Annotated in this window: 16 protein-coding genes; 8 read left to right on the top strand and 8 right to left on the bottom strand. The window is 73.5% G+C overall.

Going from position 1 to position 17,965, the window contains the following annotated elements:
* The first annotated feature begins 14 nt into the window (after positions 1 to 14).
* Entirely contained in the window at positions 15 to 1,184 is a 1,170-nt protein-coding gene (locus ACI1MP_RS30100) for a methyltransferase (protein WP_380340629.1), read from the top strand.
* A gap of 323 nt (positions 1,185 to 1,507) precedes the next feature.
* Positions 1,508 to 2,455: a rhomboid family intramembrane serine protease gene (locus ACI1MP_RS30095; RefSeq protein WP_404869919.1), complete on the top strand. Its 948-nt coding sequence runs from the start codon at positions 1,508 to 1,510 to the stop codon at positions 2,453 to 2,455.
* A gap of 7 nt (positions 2,456 to 2,462) precedes the next feature.
* Here the strand turns inward: ACI1MP_RS30095 and ACI1MP_RS30090 are convergent, their stop codons facing one another.
* Positions 2,463 to 3,833: a PLP-dependent aminotransferase family protein gene (locus ACI1MP_RS30090; RefSeq protein ID WP_404869918.1), complete on the bottom strand. Its 1,371-nt coding sequence runs from the start codon at positions 3,831 to 3,833 to the stop codon at positions 2,463 to 2,465.
* 328 nt (positions 3,834 to 4,161) lie between these two features.
* Between ACI1MP_RS30090 and ACI1MP_RS30085 the strand changes: the two genes are divergently transcribed.
* The 3 genes from ACI1MP_RS30085 (at position 4,162) to ACI1MP_RS30075 (ending at position 7,177) form a co-directional block, all read left to right on the top strand.
* Entirely contained in the window at positions 4,162 to 5,049 is an 888-nt protein-coding gene (locus ACI1MP_RS30085; RefSeq protein WP_404869917.1) for a DMT family transporter, read from the top strand.
* 72 nt (positions 5,050 to 5,121) lie between these two features.
* Positions 5,122 to 6,000, top strand: a complete 879-nt coding sequence (locus tag ACI1MP_RS30080; protein ID WP_404869916.1) for a polysaccharide deacetylase family protein — start codon at positions 5,122 to 5,124, stop codon at positions 5,998 to 6,000.
* Positions 6,001 to 6,166: 166 nt separating this feature from the next.
* Positions 6,167 to 7,177, top strand: coding sequence for a ketopantoate reductase family protein (locus ACI1MP_RS30075; RefSeq protein ID WP_404869915.1), 1,011 nt, complete (start codon positions 6,167 to 6,169; stop codon positions 7,175 to 7,177).
* A gap of 36 nt (positions 7,178 to 7,213) precedes the next feature.
* On the opposite strand, the gene ACI1MP_RS30070 is transcribed toward ACI1MP_RS30075, so the two are convergent.
* The gene (locus tag ACI1MP_RS30070) at positions 7,214 to 8,032 is read right to left on the bottom strand and encodes an SDR family NAD(P)-dependent oxidoreductase (RefSeq protein ID WP_380340643.1); all 819 of its coding nucleotides are present in this window, start codon (positions 8,030 to 8,032) and stop codon (positions 7,214 to 7,216) included.
* A 237-nt stretch (positions 8,033 to 8,269) separates the two neighbouring features.
* On the opposite strand from ACI1MP_RS30070, the gene ACI1MP_RS30065 reads away from it, so the two are divergent.
* Positions 8,270 to 9,133: a 3-hydroxybutyryl-CoA dehydrogenase gene (locus tag ACI1MP_RS30065; protein ID WP_063856517.1), complete on the top strand. Its 864-nt coding sequence runs from the start codon at positions 8,270 to 8,272 to the stop codon at positions 9,131 to 9,133.
* 59 nt (positions 9,134 to 9,192) lie between these two features.
* Here ACI1MP_RS30065 and ACI1MP_RS30060 read toward each other — a convergent pair whose 3' ends face one another.
* Together ACI1MP_RS30060 and ACI1MP_RS30055 are read right to left on the bottom strand one after the other, a co-directional pair.
* Positions 9,193 to 9,579 carry a hypothetical protein gene (locus ACI1MP_RS30060; RefSeq protein WP_100589945.1) on the bottom strand — a complete coding sequence of 129 codons (387 nt, stop codon included), beginning with the start codon at positions 9,577 to 9,579 and terminating at the stop codon, positions 9,193 to 9,195.
* A gap of 181 nt (positions 9,580 to 9,760) precedes the next feature.
* The gene (locus ACI1MP_RS30055) at positions 9,761 to 10,576 is read right to left on the bottom strand and encodes a chitosanase (protein ID WP_404869914.1); all 816 of its coding nucleotides are present in this window, start codon (positions 10,574 to 10,576) and stop codon (positions 9,761 to 9,763) included.
* A gap of 190 nt (positions 10,577 to 10,766) precedes the next feature.
* Here ACI1MP_RS30055 and ACI1MP_RS30050 point away from each other — a divergent pair, with 190 nt between their 5' ends.
* Positions 10,767 to 11,255: a GNAT family N-acetyltransferase gene (locus ACI1MP_RS30050; protein ID WP_388001016.1), complete on the top strand. Its 489-nt coding sequence runs from the start codon at positions 10,767 to 10,769 to the stop codon at positions 11,253 to 11,255.
* On the opposite strand, the gene ACI1MP_RS30045 is transcribed toward ACI1MP_RS30050, so the two are convergent.
* Entirely contained in the window at positions 11,236 to 12,468 is a 1,233-nt protein-coding gene (locus ACI1MP_RS30045; protein WP_404869913.1) for a hypothetical protein, read from the bottom strand. The two genes, ACI1MP_RS30050 and ACI1MP_RS30045, sit on opposite strands and share 20 nt — an antisense overlap.
* Positions 12,469 to 12,618: 150 nt before the next feature.
* Here ACI1MP_RS30045 and ACI1MP_RS30040 point away from each other — a divergent pair, with 150 nt between their 5' ends.
* A complete protein-coding gene (locus ACI1MP_RS30040; protein ID WP_380340907.1) occupies positions 12,619 to 13,011 on the top strand; it encodes a hypothetical protein in 393 nt (130 codons plus the stop codon).
* Positions 13,012 to 13,084: 73 nt separating this feature from the next.
* On the opposite strand, the gene pheT is transcribed toward ACI1MP_RS30040, so the two are convergent.
* From pheT to ACI1MP_RS30025, 3 genes are all read right to left on the bottom strand, one after another.
* Positions 13,085 to 15,595, bottom strand: a complete 2,511-nt coding sequence (pheT, locus tag ACI1MP_RS30035) for a phenylalanine--tRNA ligase subunit beta (protein ID WP_404869912.1) — start codon at positions 15,593 to 15,595, stop codon at positions 13,085 to 13,087.
* Positions 15,595 to 16,716, bottom strand: coding sequence for a phenylalanine--tRNA ligase subunit alpha (gene pheS, locus ACI1MP_RS30030; RefSeq protein WP_100589939.1), 1,122 nt, complete (start codon positions 16,714 to 16,716; stop codon positions 15,595 to 15,597). Before pheS ends, pheT begins: the two co-directional genes overlap by 1 nt.
* Positions 16,717 to 16,862: 146 nt before the next feature.
* A complete protein-coding gene (locus ACI1MP_RS30025; protein ID WP_380344286.1) occupies positions 16,863 to 17,957 on the bottom strand; it encodes an ATP-binding protein in 1,095 nt (364 codons plus the stop codon).
* Positions 17,958 to 17,965: the final 8 nt, after the last annotated feature.

Here is a 17,965-nt window from a genome sequence, read left to right as displayed (position 1 = left end):
AGCCTGGGGGCACGATGAACGACTCTTTCACCACCGCCTGGGGCGCCTTCGAGCTGGCCCGGTTCCCGGAGAACCCGCGTGAGCAGCTGCGCGCCTGGGACGCCGCCGACGAGTACCTGCTGCGGTACCTGAAGGAGGGGCCGGACAGCGGCGGCCCCGTCGCGCTGGACGGCGCGGTGGTGGTGCTGGGCGACCGCTGGGGCGCCGTCTCGACGGCGCTCGCGGGGGCGGCCGGCTCGCTGACGGCGATCACCGACTCGTACCTGGCCTCCCGGGCGATCGCCGCGAACCTGGCCCGCAACGGGCTGGACCCGGAGGCGGTGGACGTCCGCACCACGCAGCAGGAGCCGCCGTCGCGGATCGACGTGCTGCTGGTGCGGGTGCCCAAGAGCCTGGCGCTGCTGGAGGACCAGCTGCACCGCCTGGCGCCCGCACTGCACGAGGGCACGGTGGTGGTCGGCACCGGAATGGTGACCGAGATCCACACCTCCACCCTCCAGCTGTTCGAACGGATCCTCGGCCCGACCCGCACCTCGCTGGCGGTCCGCAAGGCCCGCCTGATCCACACCGCCCCGCAGCCGGCGCTCGACCGCCCGACCAACCCGTGGCCGCTGCGCTACCGGCTCCCCGACGGCATCGGCGTCCTGTCGGGCCGTCAGGTCGCCAACCAGGCGGGCGTGTTCTGCGCGGACCGCCTCGACATCGGCACCCGGTTCTTCCTCCAGCACCTGCCCGACCTGGGCGACGCCCGCCGGGTGGTCGACCTCGGCTGCGGCAACGGCATCGTCGGCACCGCCGCCGCCCTGACCGCCCCGCACGCCGAACTCCTCTTCGTGGACGAGTCGTTCCAGGCGGTGGCCTCCGCAGAGGAGACCTTCCGCACCGCCCTCGGCCCGGACGCCCGCGCCGAGTTCCTGGTCGGCGACGCCCTCGCGGACGTCCCGGACGCCTCGGTGGACGTGGTCCTGCTGAACCCGCCGTTCCACTCCCACCAGGCCACCACGGACGCCATCGCCTGGCGCATGTTCACCGGCGCCCGCCGCGTCCTGCGCCCCGGCGGCGAACTGCGCGTGGTCGGCAACCGCCACCTGGCCTATCACGTCAAGCTCCGCCGCCTCTTCGGCAACTGCCGTACGGTGGCGGGCAGTCCGAAGTTCGCCGTCCTCAGCGCGACCCGCCGCTGACCCGGCCACGCCGCGAACGAGCCCGGGGGCCGACGACACCACGGGGTGAACTGCCCTACGAGAACGGGCAGTCCACCCCTCACCCGGCTTCGCCGTACCAGCAGTCGCGTGCCCGCGCCGGGGACCGGCCCGAGGTACGGACCGCCGGCAACAGCTGCCGCCCGCACCGGCCCGGCGCACCCCGGCGGAGCGGACGCCGGGAGGCCGGGCAGGCCTGACGTGCGGCCCGTCCGAGCAGTGCTCTAGGGTGAGCGCCGTTTCGCCGTGGATCATCGCCGTGGACGCCGTCGCGGCCGAGCACCACCGCTCAGGGAGGGCCCGTCTTGGACGCCGCAGAACCCGCCTCGGGGGCCCCCGCTCCCGCGGCCCCGTCGCCGACCTGCTTCCGGCACGCCGACCGCGAGTCGTACATCCGCTGCAGCCGCTGCGACCGCAGCGTCTGCCCGGACTGCCGCCGCGACGCGGCCGTCGGCTACCAGTGCGTGGAGTGCGTCAAGTCCGGCCACCAGAGCGTCCGGCAGGCCCGCACCGCGTTCGGCGGACGGATCACCTCCCGGCCGTACGCCACCCTCGTGCTGATCGCGCTGAACATCGCCGCGTACGTGGTCGAGGTGGTCCGACCGGAGACCGTCCAGCAGTTCGGCATGCTCGGCGCGGCGATGCTGCCGGACAACCCGAACAGCGACCCGTACGACATGCCGATGCTGTTCCACCAGGCCGGCGTGGCGCACGGCGAGTGGTACCGGCTGCTCACCGGAACGTTCCTGCACCTGTCGCCGAACTCCGACACCTTCCTCGGCCCGATGGCGGTCGTCCACATCGTGTTCAACATGTACTGGCTGTGGTCGCTCGGCCGGGTCGTCGAGGACCGCCTCGGCGTGCTGCGCTTCCTCGGCCTGTACCTGCTGTCCGCGCTCGGCGGCTCGACGCTGGTCTACCTGATCGCCCCGCACACCCTGACGGTCGGCGCGTCCGGCGCGATCTTCGGCCTGGCCGGCGGCTACTGGATCCTCAGCCGCCGCCAGGGCTACGACCCGCTCGGCGGCAACCAGATGATGGTCACCCTGCTGGTGTGGATGGTCGTCTCGGGGACCTTCGCCTCCTGGCAGGGCCACCTCGGCGGCATGCTCACCGGCATCGCCGCCGGCGCGGCCATCGCCCACGCCCCACGCGAGCAGCGCGGCCTGGTCCAGACGATCCTCCTGTCCGCCGTCCTGCTCCTGCTCGCCACCCTGATATACGCCGCCACCGGTCACCTGACCGGAAGCTGACGGAGCGTCAGCCGACCTCCCGCACCGCCTCGCCGAGCAGCGCCGCCGCGTCCTGCAGCCGCCGTTCGGCAACTCCCGCGTATCCCAGCGCGATCGACGGCCGGCCGGGGACGAGCCGACCCGGCCCGACCGTCGCCACCCGCACCCCGCGACGCAGCGCCGCCTCCGCCACCGCCTGCTCGTCCACGCCGTCCGGCAGGTCCGCGCACAGGTGCAACCCCGCCGCGACGCCCCGCAGTTCGGCCCGCGGCAGGTGCCGGCGCAGCGCGGCCACCAGGGCGTCGCGGCGGGCCCGGTAACGGGGGCGGACGGTGCGCAGGCGGCGGTCGTAGCCGCCGCTCTCCAGCAGGGCGGCGAAGGCGAGTTGGTCGATCGCGCCGGTCCCCAGATCGGCGTACAGCTTGGCCTGGGCGAACTCCTCCACCAGGTGGTCCGGCAGGACGGCCCAGCCCAGCCGCAGCCCGGGCGCCAACGTCTTGCTGAGCGACCCCAGGTACACCGTCCGCTCCGGCGCCAACCCCTGGACGGCGCCCAGCGGTTCACGGTCGTAGCGGAACTCGGCGTCGTAGTCGTCCTCGATCACCAGCCCCCCGGCCCGCGCCCAGGCCGCGAGTTCGGTCCGCCGCCGCGCCGACAGCACCACGCCCGTCGGATACTGGTGCGCCGGGGTGACCAGCACCGCGTCCGCTCCACTGGCCGCCAACTCCCCCACCACCAAACCCTCTTCGTCCACCCGGACGCCGATCGGCCGCACCCCGTGCGCCCGCAGCAACTCCAGCGCGCCCGGCGAACCCGGGTCCTCCACCGCGATGCGCTGCCGCCCGCCCGCCGCCAACACCTGCACCAGCAGCGCCAGCCCCTGCCCCACCCCGCTGACCACCGCCACCCGCTCCGGCCGCGCCACCACCGCCCGCACCCGCCCCAGGTACGCCGCCAACTCCCCACGCAGCTGCGGAAGTCCGGCCGGATCCGGATACCCCAGATCGCTGTTCGCCGCCCCCAGCAACGCGCGCCGTACGGCCGCCGCCCACGCCGCCCGCGGGAACGCCCCGAGATCGGGCGTTCCCGGCTTCAGGTCGTACCTCACCTCCACCGGCGCCACCCGCGACACCGGCCCCGGGCCCACCGCCACCACCCCCGCCGCGACCCGCGTCCCCGACCCGCGACGCCCCACCAGGTAGCCCTCCGCGGCGAGTTGCTCGTACGCCTCCACCACCACCCCCCGCGAAACCCCCAACTCCGCCGCCAGCACCCGACTCGCCGGCAACCGCTCCCCCACCCCCAACCGCCCGTCCCGCACCGCCGCCCGCAACCCCCACGTCAACCGCCCCGCAAGGCCTCCCGGCCCGTCTCCCAGCTCGATCAGCAACTCCCGCATGGGGCTCATCATGGCAACCGACCAGGTAGGGGTCATGTCTGCGAGTGATCAATAGGGCACAAAGCGGTCCGCCGTTTCGGGTACCTGTCTTCAACCCGCCGCAGCCATGACCACCCGCTGTCTCCGGCCACCAGCAACAGGACCTCGCCGTTCTCCCCCAGCCCTGGCGGGCCGGGAGGTGCCCCCACGAGCCCCTCAATTCTCACCCCCCAGCCCCCTGAATTCGCACCTCCCAGTCCCCTGATCTCGCACCCCCAGCCTTTGGTCCTCTCCAGCAGCCCGCCAGTGGCCCTGGGATCCGAACCACTTCCCTCCTAGCGTCGCCCTCATGTCCACCACCACCGCCGCGCCCGCTCCCGCTCGCGCCGCAGGCACCTTGCAGGCCGCCGCCGCAATGACCCTTCTCGGCTGCTCCACCGGCGTCACCGCCACCTTCTCCTCGTACCCGGTCGCCGCCGGCCAGGCCCTCCGCTACGCGATCGCCGCCGCGGTGCTCCTTCCCCTGGCCCGCCGTCAGAAGAAGCTCATCACCCGCCTGACCGTCCGCGACGCAGCGCTCCTGCTCGCTCTCGCCGCCACCGGCCTCTTCGCGTTCAACCTGCTGATGATCACCGCGTTGCGGCACACCGACCCGGCCGTGGTCGGCAGCATCGTCGGCTGCACGCCGCTCCTGCTGGGGGTTCTCGGTCCGCTGCTGGCCCGTCGGCGGCCGGCCGTCCGGCTGCTGGTGGCGGCGGGGCTGGTCGTGGTCGGGGCGGCGCTCACTCAGGGTTTCGGCTCGGGGGACACGGTCGGCCTGGTGTGCGCGGCCGGGACGCTGCTCTGCGAGGCCGCGTTCTCGCTGCTCGCGGTGCCGTTGCTGCCCCGGCTGGGACCGGTCCGGGTCTCGGCGTACACCACGGCGCTCGCGGTGCCGATGTTCGCCGTGACGGCCGCGGTCGGCCCCACTTCCCTCCGTCTGCCGACCCTCGCCGAGTTGCTGGCCCTGCTGTTCCTGTCGCTGCTGATGACGTGTGTCGCCTTCCTGCTCTGGTACTCGGCGCTGAGCCGTCTCGCCCCGGAGCACGCCGGCCTGTTCGGTGGTCTGATCCCGCTCACGGCCACCCTGTCGGGCGCGGTTCTCACCTCCACCGCCCCCACTCCGCTCCAGTTGGTCGGCGCCACGCTGGTCACCGCCGCCCTCGTCCTCGGTCCGGGCCGCACCGATCCGGCCTGAGGCCGCGGGGCCCCACTCGTCCGGCCGTTGGCCGGTGTCGCGTCGCCGAGGGGTCCGCATAGGGTGGCCGCGATGACACTCGACCGCCGCAGTGTTCTGCGTTCCTCCGCCCGCCTGGCCGCGTTCACCGCCACCGTGGGCCTCACCGCCACGTGCAGCGCCGCCACCGGCGGCGACCGGCGCGGGGACGCCTCCGTCGCGGCCCGCTCGCAGCCCTCCCACCTCGCCGAGAGCCCGAGCCCGAACCCGAATTCGGGCGCGAACCCGGGTCCGGGTCCGGGTCCGTCCCCCGAGGAGTCCGAACCGTCCGCCGGGGAGTCCACGCCGTCGCAGCCGCCGCTCGCCCCGGACACCCCGCTGGAGGTGGTGACGGGCCCGCACAGCCGCCCGCAGCTCGCCCTGACGTTCCACGGGCAGGGCGACCCGGCGGTCGCGACGGCGCTGCTGACGGCGGCCGAGCAGCGCGGGGCGCGGCTGACCGTGCTGGTGGTGGGCAGTTGGCTGGACGAGCAGCCGCAGATGGCGCGGCGGATCCTCGACGGCGGTCACGAGCTGGGCAACCACACCCAGAACCACCTGGACATATCCGCGATGCGTCCGGACCAGGCGCGCGAGGAGATAGCCCAGTGCGCCCAGCGACTGGAGCGCCTGACCGGGTCGATGGGCCGCTGGTTCCGGCCCTCGGCCGCGCAGTACGCGACGCAGATGGTGAAGGACCAGGCCCAGCAGGTCGGCTACCAGCACATACTCTCGTTCGACATAGATCCGCTGGACTACACCGACCCGGGCGCGGACACCGTCACCAGGCGGGTGCTGAAGTCCGCGGCGGCCGGCTCCGTGGTCGCCCTCCACATGGGCCACCAGGGCACGGTGGCGGCCCTGCCCGCCATCCTCGACGGCCTGGACGCCAAGGGCCTGCACGCGGTGACGGCCTCCGAACTCTGCTCGTAGCAGCCCCCTTCCCGGCCCAGCAGCCCCACCCGCCGCCGCTCAGCCCCGCCCGCCGCCGCTCCGCCCCCAGCGGCCCGCCCCCCGCCGCTCTGCCCGCAGCAGACCCGCGCCCCCGTTTCCGATCCGCCCTCAACTCCCGGCCCTCGCCCGTGCGATGCTCGACCCCATGCGCTACCTCTTCCTCGGCGCCGGCGCGGTCGGCGGCACCATCGGCGGACGTCTCCACCAGAGCGGCCACGACGTGGTCCTGGTCGCCCGCGGCCCGCACCTCGCGGCGCTGCGCAAGGACGGCCTGCACCTGACCACCCCGGACGGCGCGCGGCTGCTGCCCGTCCCGGCGATCGGCGGGCCGGAGGAGATCGACCTCCGGCCGGACGACGTGCTGGTGCTGACGGTGAAGACCCAGCATTCGACCGCGCTGCTCGACCAGTGGGCGCCCCGCCCGGTCGCGGGCGGCGGCACGGCCGGTGAGCGGCTGCCGCTGGTGTGCGCGCAGAACGGCGTGGAGAACGAGCGGCTCGCGCTGCGCCGCTTCGCCCGGGTGTACGGGATGCGCGTCTGGCTGCCGTGCACGCACCTGGAGCCGGGCCGGGTCTCGGCGGCGGGCGCGCCGCGCTCGGGCGTGCTGCACGTGGGCCGCTACCCGCAGGGGACGGACAGCCTGGTGGAGCAGCTCTCGGCCGACCTCACCGCCTCGTTCTTCGACGCGCCGGTGACCGACCGGGTGATGGAGTGGAAGTACGCGAAGCTGCTGAGCAATCTCGGCAACGCGCTGGAGGCGGTCGGCGGCCCGATCGACGGCGAGCTGCGGACGGCGCTGTGGGAGCGCGTCCAGGAGGAGGGCCGGGCGGTACTGGCGGCCGCGGGGATCGAGTACCCGTCGGCGGAGGAGCAGCGGGCCCTGCGCGGCGACCGGGTGACGCTGATGCCGCTGGAGGGCGTCGAGCGCGGCGGCGGCTCGTCCTGGCAGAGCCTGACCCGCGGCACCGGCGACATCGAGACGGACTGGCTGAACGGCGAGATCGTGCTGCTCGGCCGCCTGCACGACGTGCCGACGCCGCTCAACTCCGCCCTGCAGCAGCTGTCGGGGGCGTTCGCCCGCGAGGGCCGCCCGGCGGGCTCGCTCCCCGAGGCAGACCTCGCCGCCCTGCTCGACCTCCAGCACCGCACACCCTGACACCGCACACCCTGACACCGCACAACTGACGCATCGTCAGATCATCGGATCGTCCGGCCCGTACGGCCGCAGGCGCAGCGTGCGTGCATCGGCGGCACGGATGGCCTCGGCAGAGCCGACCAGGGTCTCCAGGTCGTCGCGTTCGGCGTGCAGGAAGCGGCCGTGCAGGGCGTCGAAGCGGCCGCGGGCGGCCTCCACGGTGACGGCGACCATGTAGGGGAGGGAGGCCCAGTCCTTCTTGCCGCGGAACATCGGCAGGTCGGCGGTCATGTCGGTCTCGACGGCGCCGGGGCTGATGTCGAGCACCACGATGCCGTGCGGCGCGACCGAGTCGGCGATGTTGTCGGACAGCCGCAGCAGCGCGCCCTTGGAGGTGGCGTACGCGGTGTAGCGGCCGTCGGGGCGGAGCGCGAAGCCGCTGTTGAGGTTGACGACGCGGCCGCGGCCGCGTTCCACCATGCCGGGCAGGACGTGGCGCAGCAGGTTGTAGGGGCCGCGCAGGTTGGTCTCGACGACCTGCCACCACTGGACGGGGTCGGTCTCCCAGATCGGGGCCTCGGCGCGGTCGATCTGCCCGGCGTTGTTGACCAGCAGGTCGACGGGGCCGAGGTCGCGTTCGACGGCGCGGACGGCTTCACGGACGGCGCCGGGGTTGTTGACGTCGGCGGTGACGGCGACGCCGCGCGCACCGTGGTGGACGCACTCCTTGAGGGTGTCGATCAGTGTCTGCCGGGTGCGGCCGATCAGGGCGACGGCCATGCCTTCGGCGGCGAGGCCGATGGCGATCTCCCGTCCGATGCCCCGCCCGGCGCCGGTGACCAGTCCGACCTGACCGTCGAGTGATCCGGATCCCATCTGCCTGCTCCCTCCTGCGGCTGGACGTTCGCATTCTGGTCCCGGCCGCGCAGCGGGGGTGGGCGCACCCGCCGAGGCTCACCCGTTCGGGTGATAGCTGCCGGGACCGGTCCGAGGTGAACGAGCGTTAAGGCAGGTAGTACCGTCGTCCGGGCGGACCGTCCGGCCCCGACCGGGGCGTGGCGGCCGTGACACCACCGGCTGGGTGACCCCCAGCTCCACGTGAAGGGCATCTGAGTGAGTGACATCGCGCGTGTCGGAGTAGTCGGCTGCGGCCTCATGGGGTCGGGCATCGCCGAGGTCTTCGCCCGTTCCGGCCTGGACGTGCTGGTCTCGGAGGCCAGTGGCGAGGCGCTGGAGCTCGGCCGGACCAGGCTGACCAACTCGCTGGAGACCGCTGTTCGGCGCGGCAAGCTGACCGAGGAGCAGCGCGACGAGGCGCTGTCGCGGCTGGCGTTCACCACCGACCTGGCGGACTTCCACGACCGGGACCTGGTGGTCGAGGCGGTCGCGGAGCGCGAGGACATCAAGGTCAAGATCTTCCAGACGCTGGACCAGGTGGTGGCCCGCCGGGACGCGATCCTGGCGTCGAACACCTCCTCGATCCCGATCGTGAAGCTGGCGGCGGCGACCAGCCGCCCGGAGCAGGTCATCGGCCTGCACTTCTTCAACCCGGCGCCGGTGCAGAAGCTGGTCGAGGTCATCCCGACGCTGACCACCTCGGCGGAGACCACCGCCCGGGCCGAGCAGTTCGCCGTCGAGGCGCTCGGCAAGGAGCCGATCCGGGCCCGCGACCGGGCCGGTTTCGTGGTCAACGCGCTGCTGGTGCCGTACCTGCTGTCGGCGGTGCGGATGTTCGAGTCGGGCGTGGCGACGGCCGCGGACATCGACAAGGGCATGGAGGCCGGCTGCGCCCACCCGATGGGCCCGCTGCGGCTGTGCGACCTGATCGGCCTGGACACCATCGTGTCGATCGCCGAGTCGATGTACGAGGAGTACAAGGAACCGCTGTACGCGGCGCCGCCGCTGCTGTCGCGGATGGTGGACGCGGGCCTGCTGGGCCGCAAGTCCGGCCGCGGCTTCTACGACTACACGGCCTGACCTTCCGTCACCCCCCGTCGGCCGCCCTCTGCTTCGCGCGGGGGGCGGCCGGAGGCGTTTCAGGGGGTGGCGTAGCGGGCGATGTCGACGACCCGGCAGCTGACCGGGCCGCCCGGGTCGGCGGTGCCCTGGGCCTGTTCGAGGGCGTCCTGCGCGGGGGCGAGGGTGCTGGCGGCGGCGACGCCCTCGGTGACCTGGCGGCCGGCGCGGTCGAGGAAGGCGACCTGCACCACGTAGTTGCTGGTGGTGGCGGAGTGGTTGGTGATCCTGACGGTGGCGGCGGGCCAGTGCAGTTGGTCGTCGACGCCGCAGGCGGTCAGTTCGACGTCGCCGCTGCCCCGGTCGGAGTCGAACGCCAGGCCGTACCGGTCGGCGGCCGGTGCGCAGCCGCCCGCCGCGAGGACGGCGGCCAGGCAGGCGGCGGTGACGGTCGCTCGGATGCGCATGGCTCCCCCTCGGAAACGGGCGCGGGTCGAGGCCGAGGCTATCGACCGACCGGGGCGCAGCGGCCCGGTTGTGTCCGAGTTGTAATAACGGTGCGCAGCACGTGTGTTGACGAACGATCGACAACGCAGTGGCACCCGGCCCCGCACGGAGCGGGAGCCGGGCGCCGCCGCGGGCGGCCGGTCAGCTGTTGATCTGGTACGGGTCGCCGTAGACCTTCCACTTCAGCGGCGGGTTGAGGTCGAAGTTCTTGGCGTTCAGGAACACCCGCTGCTCGGTGTCGACCCGGCTGGTGTCGGCGTGCGCCTCCTCCTGCTCCATGATCACCTTGCGGGCGTCCAGGAAGGCGTTCAGGTAGGTCGCCTCGTCGCCGCCCTGGGCGGGCGTCTTGGCCTTCTTCATGGCGGCCGCGCGGATGCCGCCGAAGGAGTCGGAGCTGTTGCCGGGGCCGTGCATGACGATGGCGTCGTAGTAGACGAACTGGCCGAGCGCCCGCAGCCCGTCCGACTTGGCCTGCTTGACCGACGGGTTGAAGTACACCCGGTCGCGCTCGTCGTTCTGCGCGGTCTGGAAGACGGTGTCCTTGGCGGCGGTCTTCCAGTCGTTGACGAAGGCGGTGCCGAGGCCGGAGTGCGAGTCGCTGCCGTTGACCTTCTTCAGCGCGGGCAGGTACTTCGCCAGCACGTTGCCGGGCTTCAGGTCGGCGTAGTGCTGCACCAGGTCCAGCATGTCGCCGGTGCCGGAGCAGAAGCCGATGATGCCGGCGGTGTAGCCGCGGCCGTCGCCGATGTCCTCGATGTACTTGTACTGGGCCTTCCAGTCGAGCGAGGAGTTCTCCGCCGAGGAGACCAGCTCCATGGCGATCTCCTTCTTGTGGGCGTCGTCCAGGCCGACGGACGCCGCGGCGGCGGTGCCCGTCCCGGCGGCGGCCAGGGTGAGCGGGAGGGCGGCGAACAGGATCGCGAGGGCGGCGCGGGTGGTGCGGTGCTTGGTCTGCATCTGACGCTCCGTCGGCCGGCTGCGGGCATGAGGGTGCCCGCAGGAGAGGGTTAGGAAAGTTTCCTAACAGGGATTGAAGCGTCCGCCGCGCAGCCCCGCAAGACGTCCGACCGCATCCGACGGGTACTCGCCAGAAGATGCGGCGAAAAACCGCTGGCCCACCACTGCCCGGCCCGCCAAGCTGGACCGGATGATGATTCGCGACGCCACCCCCGAGGACTGGACGGCCATTTGGCCGTTCTTCCACCGCATCGTCCGCGCCGGCGAGACGTTCACCTACCCGGTCGACCTCGCCGCCGACACCGCCCGCGACTGGTGGCTGCTCACCGCCCCCAACCGCACCGTCGTCGCCGTCGACGAGGACGGCACGGTCCTGGGCACCGCCAAGATGAACAACAACCAGTGGGGCAACGGCGCGCACATCGCCAGTGCCAGTTTCATGGTCGACCCCGACCGCACCGGCCGCGGCACCGGCCGCGCCCTGTGCGAGCACGCCCTCCAGTGGGCCCGCCAACAGGGCTTCCACGCCATGCAGTTCAACGCCGTGGTCGCCACCAACGCACCCGCCGTGCACCTGTACGAGTCCCTCGGCTTCCGCGTCCTCGGCACCGTCCCCGAGGGCTTCCGCCACCCCGTGCACGGCCCGGTCGGACTGCACATCATGCACCGCCCGCTGTGACGGCCCCGGCCTCCCGCCGCACCGCCCGGCGGGAGACCGCCGTCACCGCCAGCGAGAGCGCCGCCAGCACCGCGATCGCCCAACCCGGCTCCAGGAGTTGGGCGAGCGCACCGCCGAACGCCGCGCCGACGCCCTGCCAGGTGATCCGCCCCGCCGACTCCACGCCCTGCACCTGGCCGCGCTCCGCGTCCGGCGTCAACGCCAGCAGCCGTTCCTGGAGCGGCAGCGTCGCCGCGAACCCCGCCCCGGCCGCACCCGCCGCGCACACCGCCACCACCACCGGCGGATGCAGCGCGAACAGCAGGAACGGCCCCGCCAGCAGCAGCCGCAGCGGATACGCCCAGCGGGCCCGCCCGGCCTCGTCCAGCAGCCGGCCCACCACCAGGTCGCCCAGCAGCAGCCCCGCCGAAGCCGCCGCCAGCAGCACGCCCGCCCAGCCCGGCGCGTACGGCAGGAACACCGCCTCGCAGCCCACCACCAGCCCGTTCGGCACCCACAGGTTCAGCAGCAGCGCCCGCCGCCCGGGCCGGCCCAGCAGCGCCGCGTTGCCCCGCCAGGTCTCCCGCACCCCCGGCCGGCGCGCCGCCCGCACCGAACGCTCCCGCACCGTCGCCGCCACCACGATCGTCGCCGCGGCCGCCAACACCCCGGCGAGGCCGAACACCTGATACGGGCTCAGCACCGCCAGCAGCGCCCCGCCGAGCCCGAACCCGAGCACCGAGGCGCCGCCCGCCGTGATGTTCATCAGCGACCTGGCCGGCGCGTACCCGGAGGCCGGAACGATCTCCGCCAGCAGCCCCATCCGCGCGCCCGTGCCCAGCGACTGGAAGAACCCCACCACCAGCAGCAGCCCGAACCGCGCCGCCAACGGCAGCCCCGGCACGGCCTGCGCCGCCACCGCCGCCAGCGACAGGCCGTGCAGTGCCACCAGCGTCCGCCGCGGCCGGCCGCCGTCCGCGACCGACATCAGCGTCACCGCGCCCGCCACCGCCGCGAACGACGACCCGAACATGCTCAGCGCCGTCAGCAGCGGCGACCCGGTCCGCGCCTGCACCAGCGAACCCAGCGCGAAACCCGACAGCGTCCCCGCCGCCGCCGTCAGCGAGAAACTCGCGTACAGCCCGGCGAACTCCCGCTGCCGCAGCAACGCCGAGTAGCCCACCGGACGGGCGGAACCGCCGCCCCCCGCACCCCACACCGTGTCAGAAGTCATGAAAAAAGCCTCCGACGCTGCCGCGGGCGCGTTCGAAGGCTGACCGGTGGACCATAGCAGCACGGCCGCCCGAAGCGTCAACCGTGGCGTCCCGCACACCTTTTCGGGACCGGACCCGCCGTCCGTCGGCGGTCTGGCACAGTGTCCCCCATGCGATCCGTCATCACGCGAACCGCCCTCGGCTGCCTGGCCCTCGGTGTCGCCCTCACCCTCAGCTCGTGCGACTTCCCGGGCGGCTCCAAGAGCGACGCCAAGAAGCCCGCCGCCACCGCGGCCCCCTCCGAGGACGACAACTGGGACCAGGCCGTCGACGCCGAGATCACCATGCTCGGCGCGCTGAAGGACATCGACCCCCATCTGATCGACGACCAGCAGAAGGCCATCGACGCCGCCGCCGAGCTCTGCAAGGAGATCCAGAAGCCCAGCAGCGACAGCGCGGGCCTCGGACAGGTCGCCGTCACGAAGTTCGCCGAACTCAAGAGCGGCCTCACCCCCCAGCAGGGCGACCGGATCGTCACCGCGGTGAAGGCCAACTGCAAGTGACGCCCTGACACGACGGAGCCCCGCCGCGCCCGGACCCGAAGGTCCGGGGCGCGGCGGGGCTCCGGTCGTACCGTCAGGCTCCGCGCAGCACCGCGCCGGTGCGCTCCGCGGCCACCGCGACCGCCGACTCGCGGGCCGCCGACGCCTCGTCCGCGGTCAGCGTCCGGTCCGCGGCACGGAAGCGCAGCGTGTACGCCAGCGACTTCCTGCCCGCACCGGCCTGCTCGCCCGTGAACACGTCGAACAGCCGCAGCGACTCCAGCAGTTCGCCCGCGCCCTCGCGCAGCGCCGACTCCACGTCCGCCGCGTGCACGCCCGCGTCCACGATCAGCGCCACGTCCTGCGTCGCCACCGGGTACGACGAGACCGGCGGGCCGGACACCCGGCGACCGTCCTCGAACACCAGGTCCAGGTCGAGCTCCATCGCGCTGGTGCGCTCCGGCAGGTGCAGCGCCTTGACGACCCGCGGGTGCAGCTCACCGGCGTGACCGACGACGACCTCGCCGACCAGCAGCTCCGCGCAGCGGCCCGGGTGCCACGGCGCGTACTGCGCCTGGCGGACCGTCAGCTCCACGCCCGCGGCCGCGGCGACCGTACGGGCCGCCTCGATCGCGTCCGCCCAGCCGGACGGCGCGCCCTTGCCCCACCAGCCCGACGGCAGCCGCTCGCCGGTCAGCGCGACGGCGACCCGGCGCGGCTGGTCCGGCAGCGCCGCGTTCAGCTCGGCGAGCTGCTCCTCGGTCGGACGGCGGTCCACCGGCAGCCGCGGCGCGACCTTCGGCTCCGCCTTCGGCAGGAACACCGTGCCCGTCTCGAACAGCGCCAGGTCGGTGTTGCCGCGGCCCACGTTGCGGCGCAGCGCGCCCAGCAGACCCGGCAGCAGCGTGGTGCGCAGCGCCGGCTCGGCGTCGTTCAGCGGGTTGACCAGCTTCACGGTGCGCCGGCGCGCGTCGTCCGCGTCCAGGCCGAGACCGTCGAACGCGGCCTCGCCGACGAACGGGTACGCGTTGATCTCCACGTAGCCGGCGCCGGCCAGCGCCACGCCCACCCGGCGGTGGAAGCGCTGCGCCTCGCTCAGGCCGCGGCCCGGCGGGACGACCGGCATCCGGGCGGGGACGTTGTCGTAGCCCTCCAGCCGGACGACCTCCTCGACCAAGTCGTACGGGTCCGTCAGGTCGGGCCGCCAGGACGGCGGGGTGACCTCCAGGACGTCCGCGCCGACGACCGAGCAGCCGACCTCCTGCAGGCGGCGGGTGACGGTCTCGCGGCCGTACTCGGCGCCCGCCACCCGGTCCGGCAGGCCGGCGTCGATGGCGATGGTGCGCACCGGGCGCGGGGCGGCGATGTCGGTGACCCCGGCCTCGGCGGTGCCGCCGGCGATCAGCACCAGCAGGTCCACGGCGCGCTGCGCGGCGGCCCGGGCGGCCTCCGGGTCGACGCCGCGCTCGAAGCGCTTGGACGCCTCGGAGGGCAGCTTGTGGCGCTTGGCGGAACGCGCGATCGCGACCGGCTCGAAGTGCGCGGCCTCGACGATGATCTCGGTGGTGCCGGTGACGACGCCGGTCTCCGGGTCGCAGGCCGGCTCCAGGATCTCGGTGGTCGCCCCGCCCATCACACCGGCCAGGCCGATCGGACCGGAGTTGTCGCAGATCAGCAGGTCCTCGGCGGACAGCTTGCGCTTGACGCCGTCCAGCGTGGTCAGCGTCTCGCCCTCGGCGGCGCGGCGGACCTGGATCGGCCCGTCCACCCGCTCGCGGTCGTACGCGTGCAGCGGCTGGCCGACCTCCAGCATCACGTAGTTGGTGATGTCCACGGCCAGCGAGATCGGGCGGATCCCGGACTTCTGCAGGCGGCGCTGCAGCCAGATCGGCGACTTCGCGGCCGGGTCGACGCCGGTGACGGTGCGCGCCACGAACCGGTCGCAGCCGACCGGGTCGGCGACCTTCACCAGGTAGCCGTACGAGTTCGCCGGCGGCACGTCCAGCAGCGCCGGGTCGGCCAGCGGCAGGCCGTACGCGGCGGCGGCCTCACGGGCCACGCCGCGCATCGACAGGCAGTAGCCGCGGTCCGGGGTGACGGCGATGTCGAGGACCTCGTCGGCGAGCTGGAGCAGCTCGATCGCGTCGGTGCCGGCCTCGTACTCGGGCGGCAGCACGATGATGCCGTCGTGGTCGTCGCCCATGCCGAGCTCGCGGGCGGAGCAGATCATGCCGGCCGAGGTGTGGCCGTAGGTCTGCCGGGCGGAGATCGGGAACGGGCCGGGCAGCACGCCGCCGGGCAGGATCACCACGACCTTGTCGCCGACCCGGAAGTTGGTCGCGCCGCAGACGATCTCCTGCGGCTCACCGGTGCCGTTGGCGGCGCCCACGTTGACGAAGCAGTGCCGGATCGGCTTCTTGAAGCCGGGCAGCTCCTCGATGGAGAGGACCTCGCCGACCACCAGCGGGCCCTTGATGTCGGTGCCGAGCTGCTCGACCGTCTCGACCTCGAGACCCGCGCGGACCAGCCGGGCCGCGACGTCGCGTCCGGTCTCGCCCGCCGGCAGGTCGACGTACTCGCGCAGCCAGGAAAGCGGGACGCGCATCAGATCTCCATCCCGAACGGGAGGGTGAAGCGGACGTCACCCTCGACCATGTCGCGCATGTCGGCGACGTTGTGACGGTTCATCAGGATCCGTTCCAGGCCCAGGCCGAACGCGAATCCGCTGTAGCGGTTCGGGTCGATGCCCGCGGCGACCAGCACGCGGGGGTTGACCACGCCGCAGCCGCCCAGCTCGATCCAGCCCTCCGAGGAGCAGGTCCGGCACGGACGGTCCGGGTTGCCCACCGAGGCGCCGCGGCACACGAAGCACTGCAGGTCGATCTCGGCGCTCGGCTCGGTGAACGGGAAGTACGAGGGCCGCCAGCGCAGCTCCAGGCCGCCGCCGATCAGCTTCTCCACCAGCACCTCGATGGTGCCCTTCAGGTGGCCGAAGGTCAGGCCCTCGTCCACCGCGATCGCCTCGACCTGGCGGAACACCGGGGTGTGCGTGGCGTCCAGCTCGTCGGTCCGGTACACCCGGCCCGGGCTGACCGCGTACAGCGGCGGCTCGCCGGCCAGCATCGCCCGGATCTGCACCGGCGAGGTCTGGGTGCGCAGCACCATGCCGGAGTCGGCGGTGCCGTCGGGCGCCTCGACGAAGAAGGTGTCCTGCATCGAGCGGGCCGGGTGGTCGGCGTGCAGGTTCAGGGCGTCGAAGTTCAGCCACTCCGCCTCGACCTCGGGGCCGGACGCCACCTGGTAGCCCATCGCGACGAAGGTGTCCTCGATGCGCTCGGCGAGCGTGGTCAGCGGGTGCCGGGCGCCGCGCGGGACACGGCCGTAGGGCAGCGTGACGTCCACCGCCTCCTCGACCAGCACCCGGGCGTCGCGCTCCGCCTCCAGCTCGGTCTGCCGCTTGGCGAGGGCCTGGTTCACCGCTCCGCGGGCCTGCCCGATCAGCTTGCCCGCCGCGGCCTTGGCCTGCGGGGGCAGCGCGCCGATCTCACGGTTGGCGAGCGAGAGCGGGGAACGGTCGCCGGTGTGCGCGACCTTCGCCTGCTTGAGCTCGTCGAGGTCGGCGGCGGCGGCGAAGGCGGCGATCGCCTCGTCCCGGGCCTGTTCCACCACCTCGGGCTTGAGGGCCTCGACCTCGACCGGGTCGTACGACTTGTTGGGTGCCGACATCTCTATGCTTCCCGTGCTCCTGCTCGTGATCAGGTCTGCTGCCTCGCCGGGCGTCCGCGAGAACGCCAAGGGTCGAGTGTAGTCGCAGGCCGCGACCGGCCACGCTGGACGACCGCGCAGCGGCCCCCCGGCGCGGGAAGTCGGGGTCACAGCATGAAGTCGGGAATCCCCGCGGGCAGCACGAACCGGAACCTGGCGCCGCCGCCCTCCGCCCGGCTGATCCGGATCACCCCGCCGTGCGCCTCCACGATGCCCTTCACGATGTACAGGCCGAGGCCCGTCCCGCCGCGCTTGGAACCCCGCCAGAACCGGGTGAACACCCGCGGCATCGCCTCCTCCGCGATGCCCGTGCCCTGGTCGCTGACGGTGACGGCGGTGCCCTCGATCGGCCGCGGCGGCGAACCGGCGGCCTCCACCACGTCCTTCGCCGGCCCCAGCTCGATCGTCACGGTGCCCTCGCCGTGCCGCACCGCGTTCTCCAGCAGGTTCGCCAGCACCTGGTCGATCTTGTCCGGGTCGCCCCACTGCTCGCCCAGCGGCCCCGCCACCCGGATGTCGAACCGCTCCTGCGGGATGCCCGCCGCGACCTTCCCCTCCACGTGCCGGCGCACCGCCGCCGCCAGGTCCAGGCGCTGCCGGCGGATCTCCAGCCGGCCCGCGTCGATCCGCGAGATGTCCAGCAGCTCCGCGATCAGCCGGGTCACCCGGTCCGCGTCCGCGTCGACGGTCTCCAGCATCACCCGCTTCTGACCGTCGTTGAAGCGCTCCCACTTCGCCAGCAGCGTCGCCGTGAACCCCTTCACGCTGGTCAGCGGCGACCGCAGCTCGTGCGCGACGGTCGCGATCAGCTCGGCGTGGCTGCGCTCGGTGCGCCGGCGCGCCTCGGTGCCGCGCAGCGTCACCACCACCCGCCGCACCGTCCCGCCCGGCCGCTCCCGCACGTACCGGACGCACACCAGCACCTCGCGGCCTCCGGGCAGCAGCAGGTTCCGCTCCGGCTGCCCGCTGCGCACCGCCAGGCCCCCGTACGGGTCGGTCAGCTGCCACCAGCGCCGCCCGTCCAGGTCCTCCAGCGGCAGCGCCTGCTCCAGTGCCACGCCGATCGCCCAGTGCGCGGACCGGCCGGTGAGCCGTTCGGCGGCCCGGTTGAAGACCACCACCCGGCCCTGTCCGTCCGCGACCACCAGCCCGTCCGGCAGGTCGTCCGGATCCAGGGTCGCCAAGCCGTCGTCGCCGCCCATGGGTGTCC

Source organism: Kitasatospora griseola, assembly GCF_044999035.1.
Taxonomy (GTDB): Bacteria; Actinomycetota; Actinomycetes; order Streptomycetales; family Streptomycetaceae; genus Kitasatospora; species Kitasatospora griseola.
This window is presented reverse-complemented; position numbering and strand designations above follow the sequence as displayed.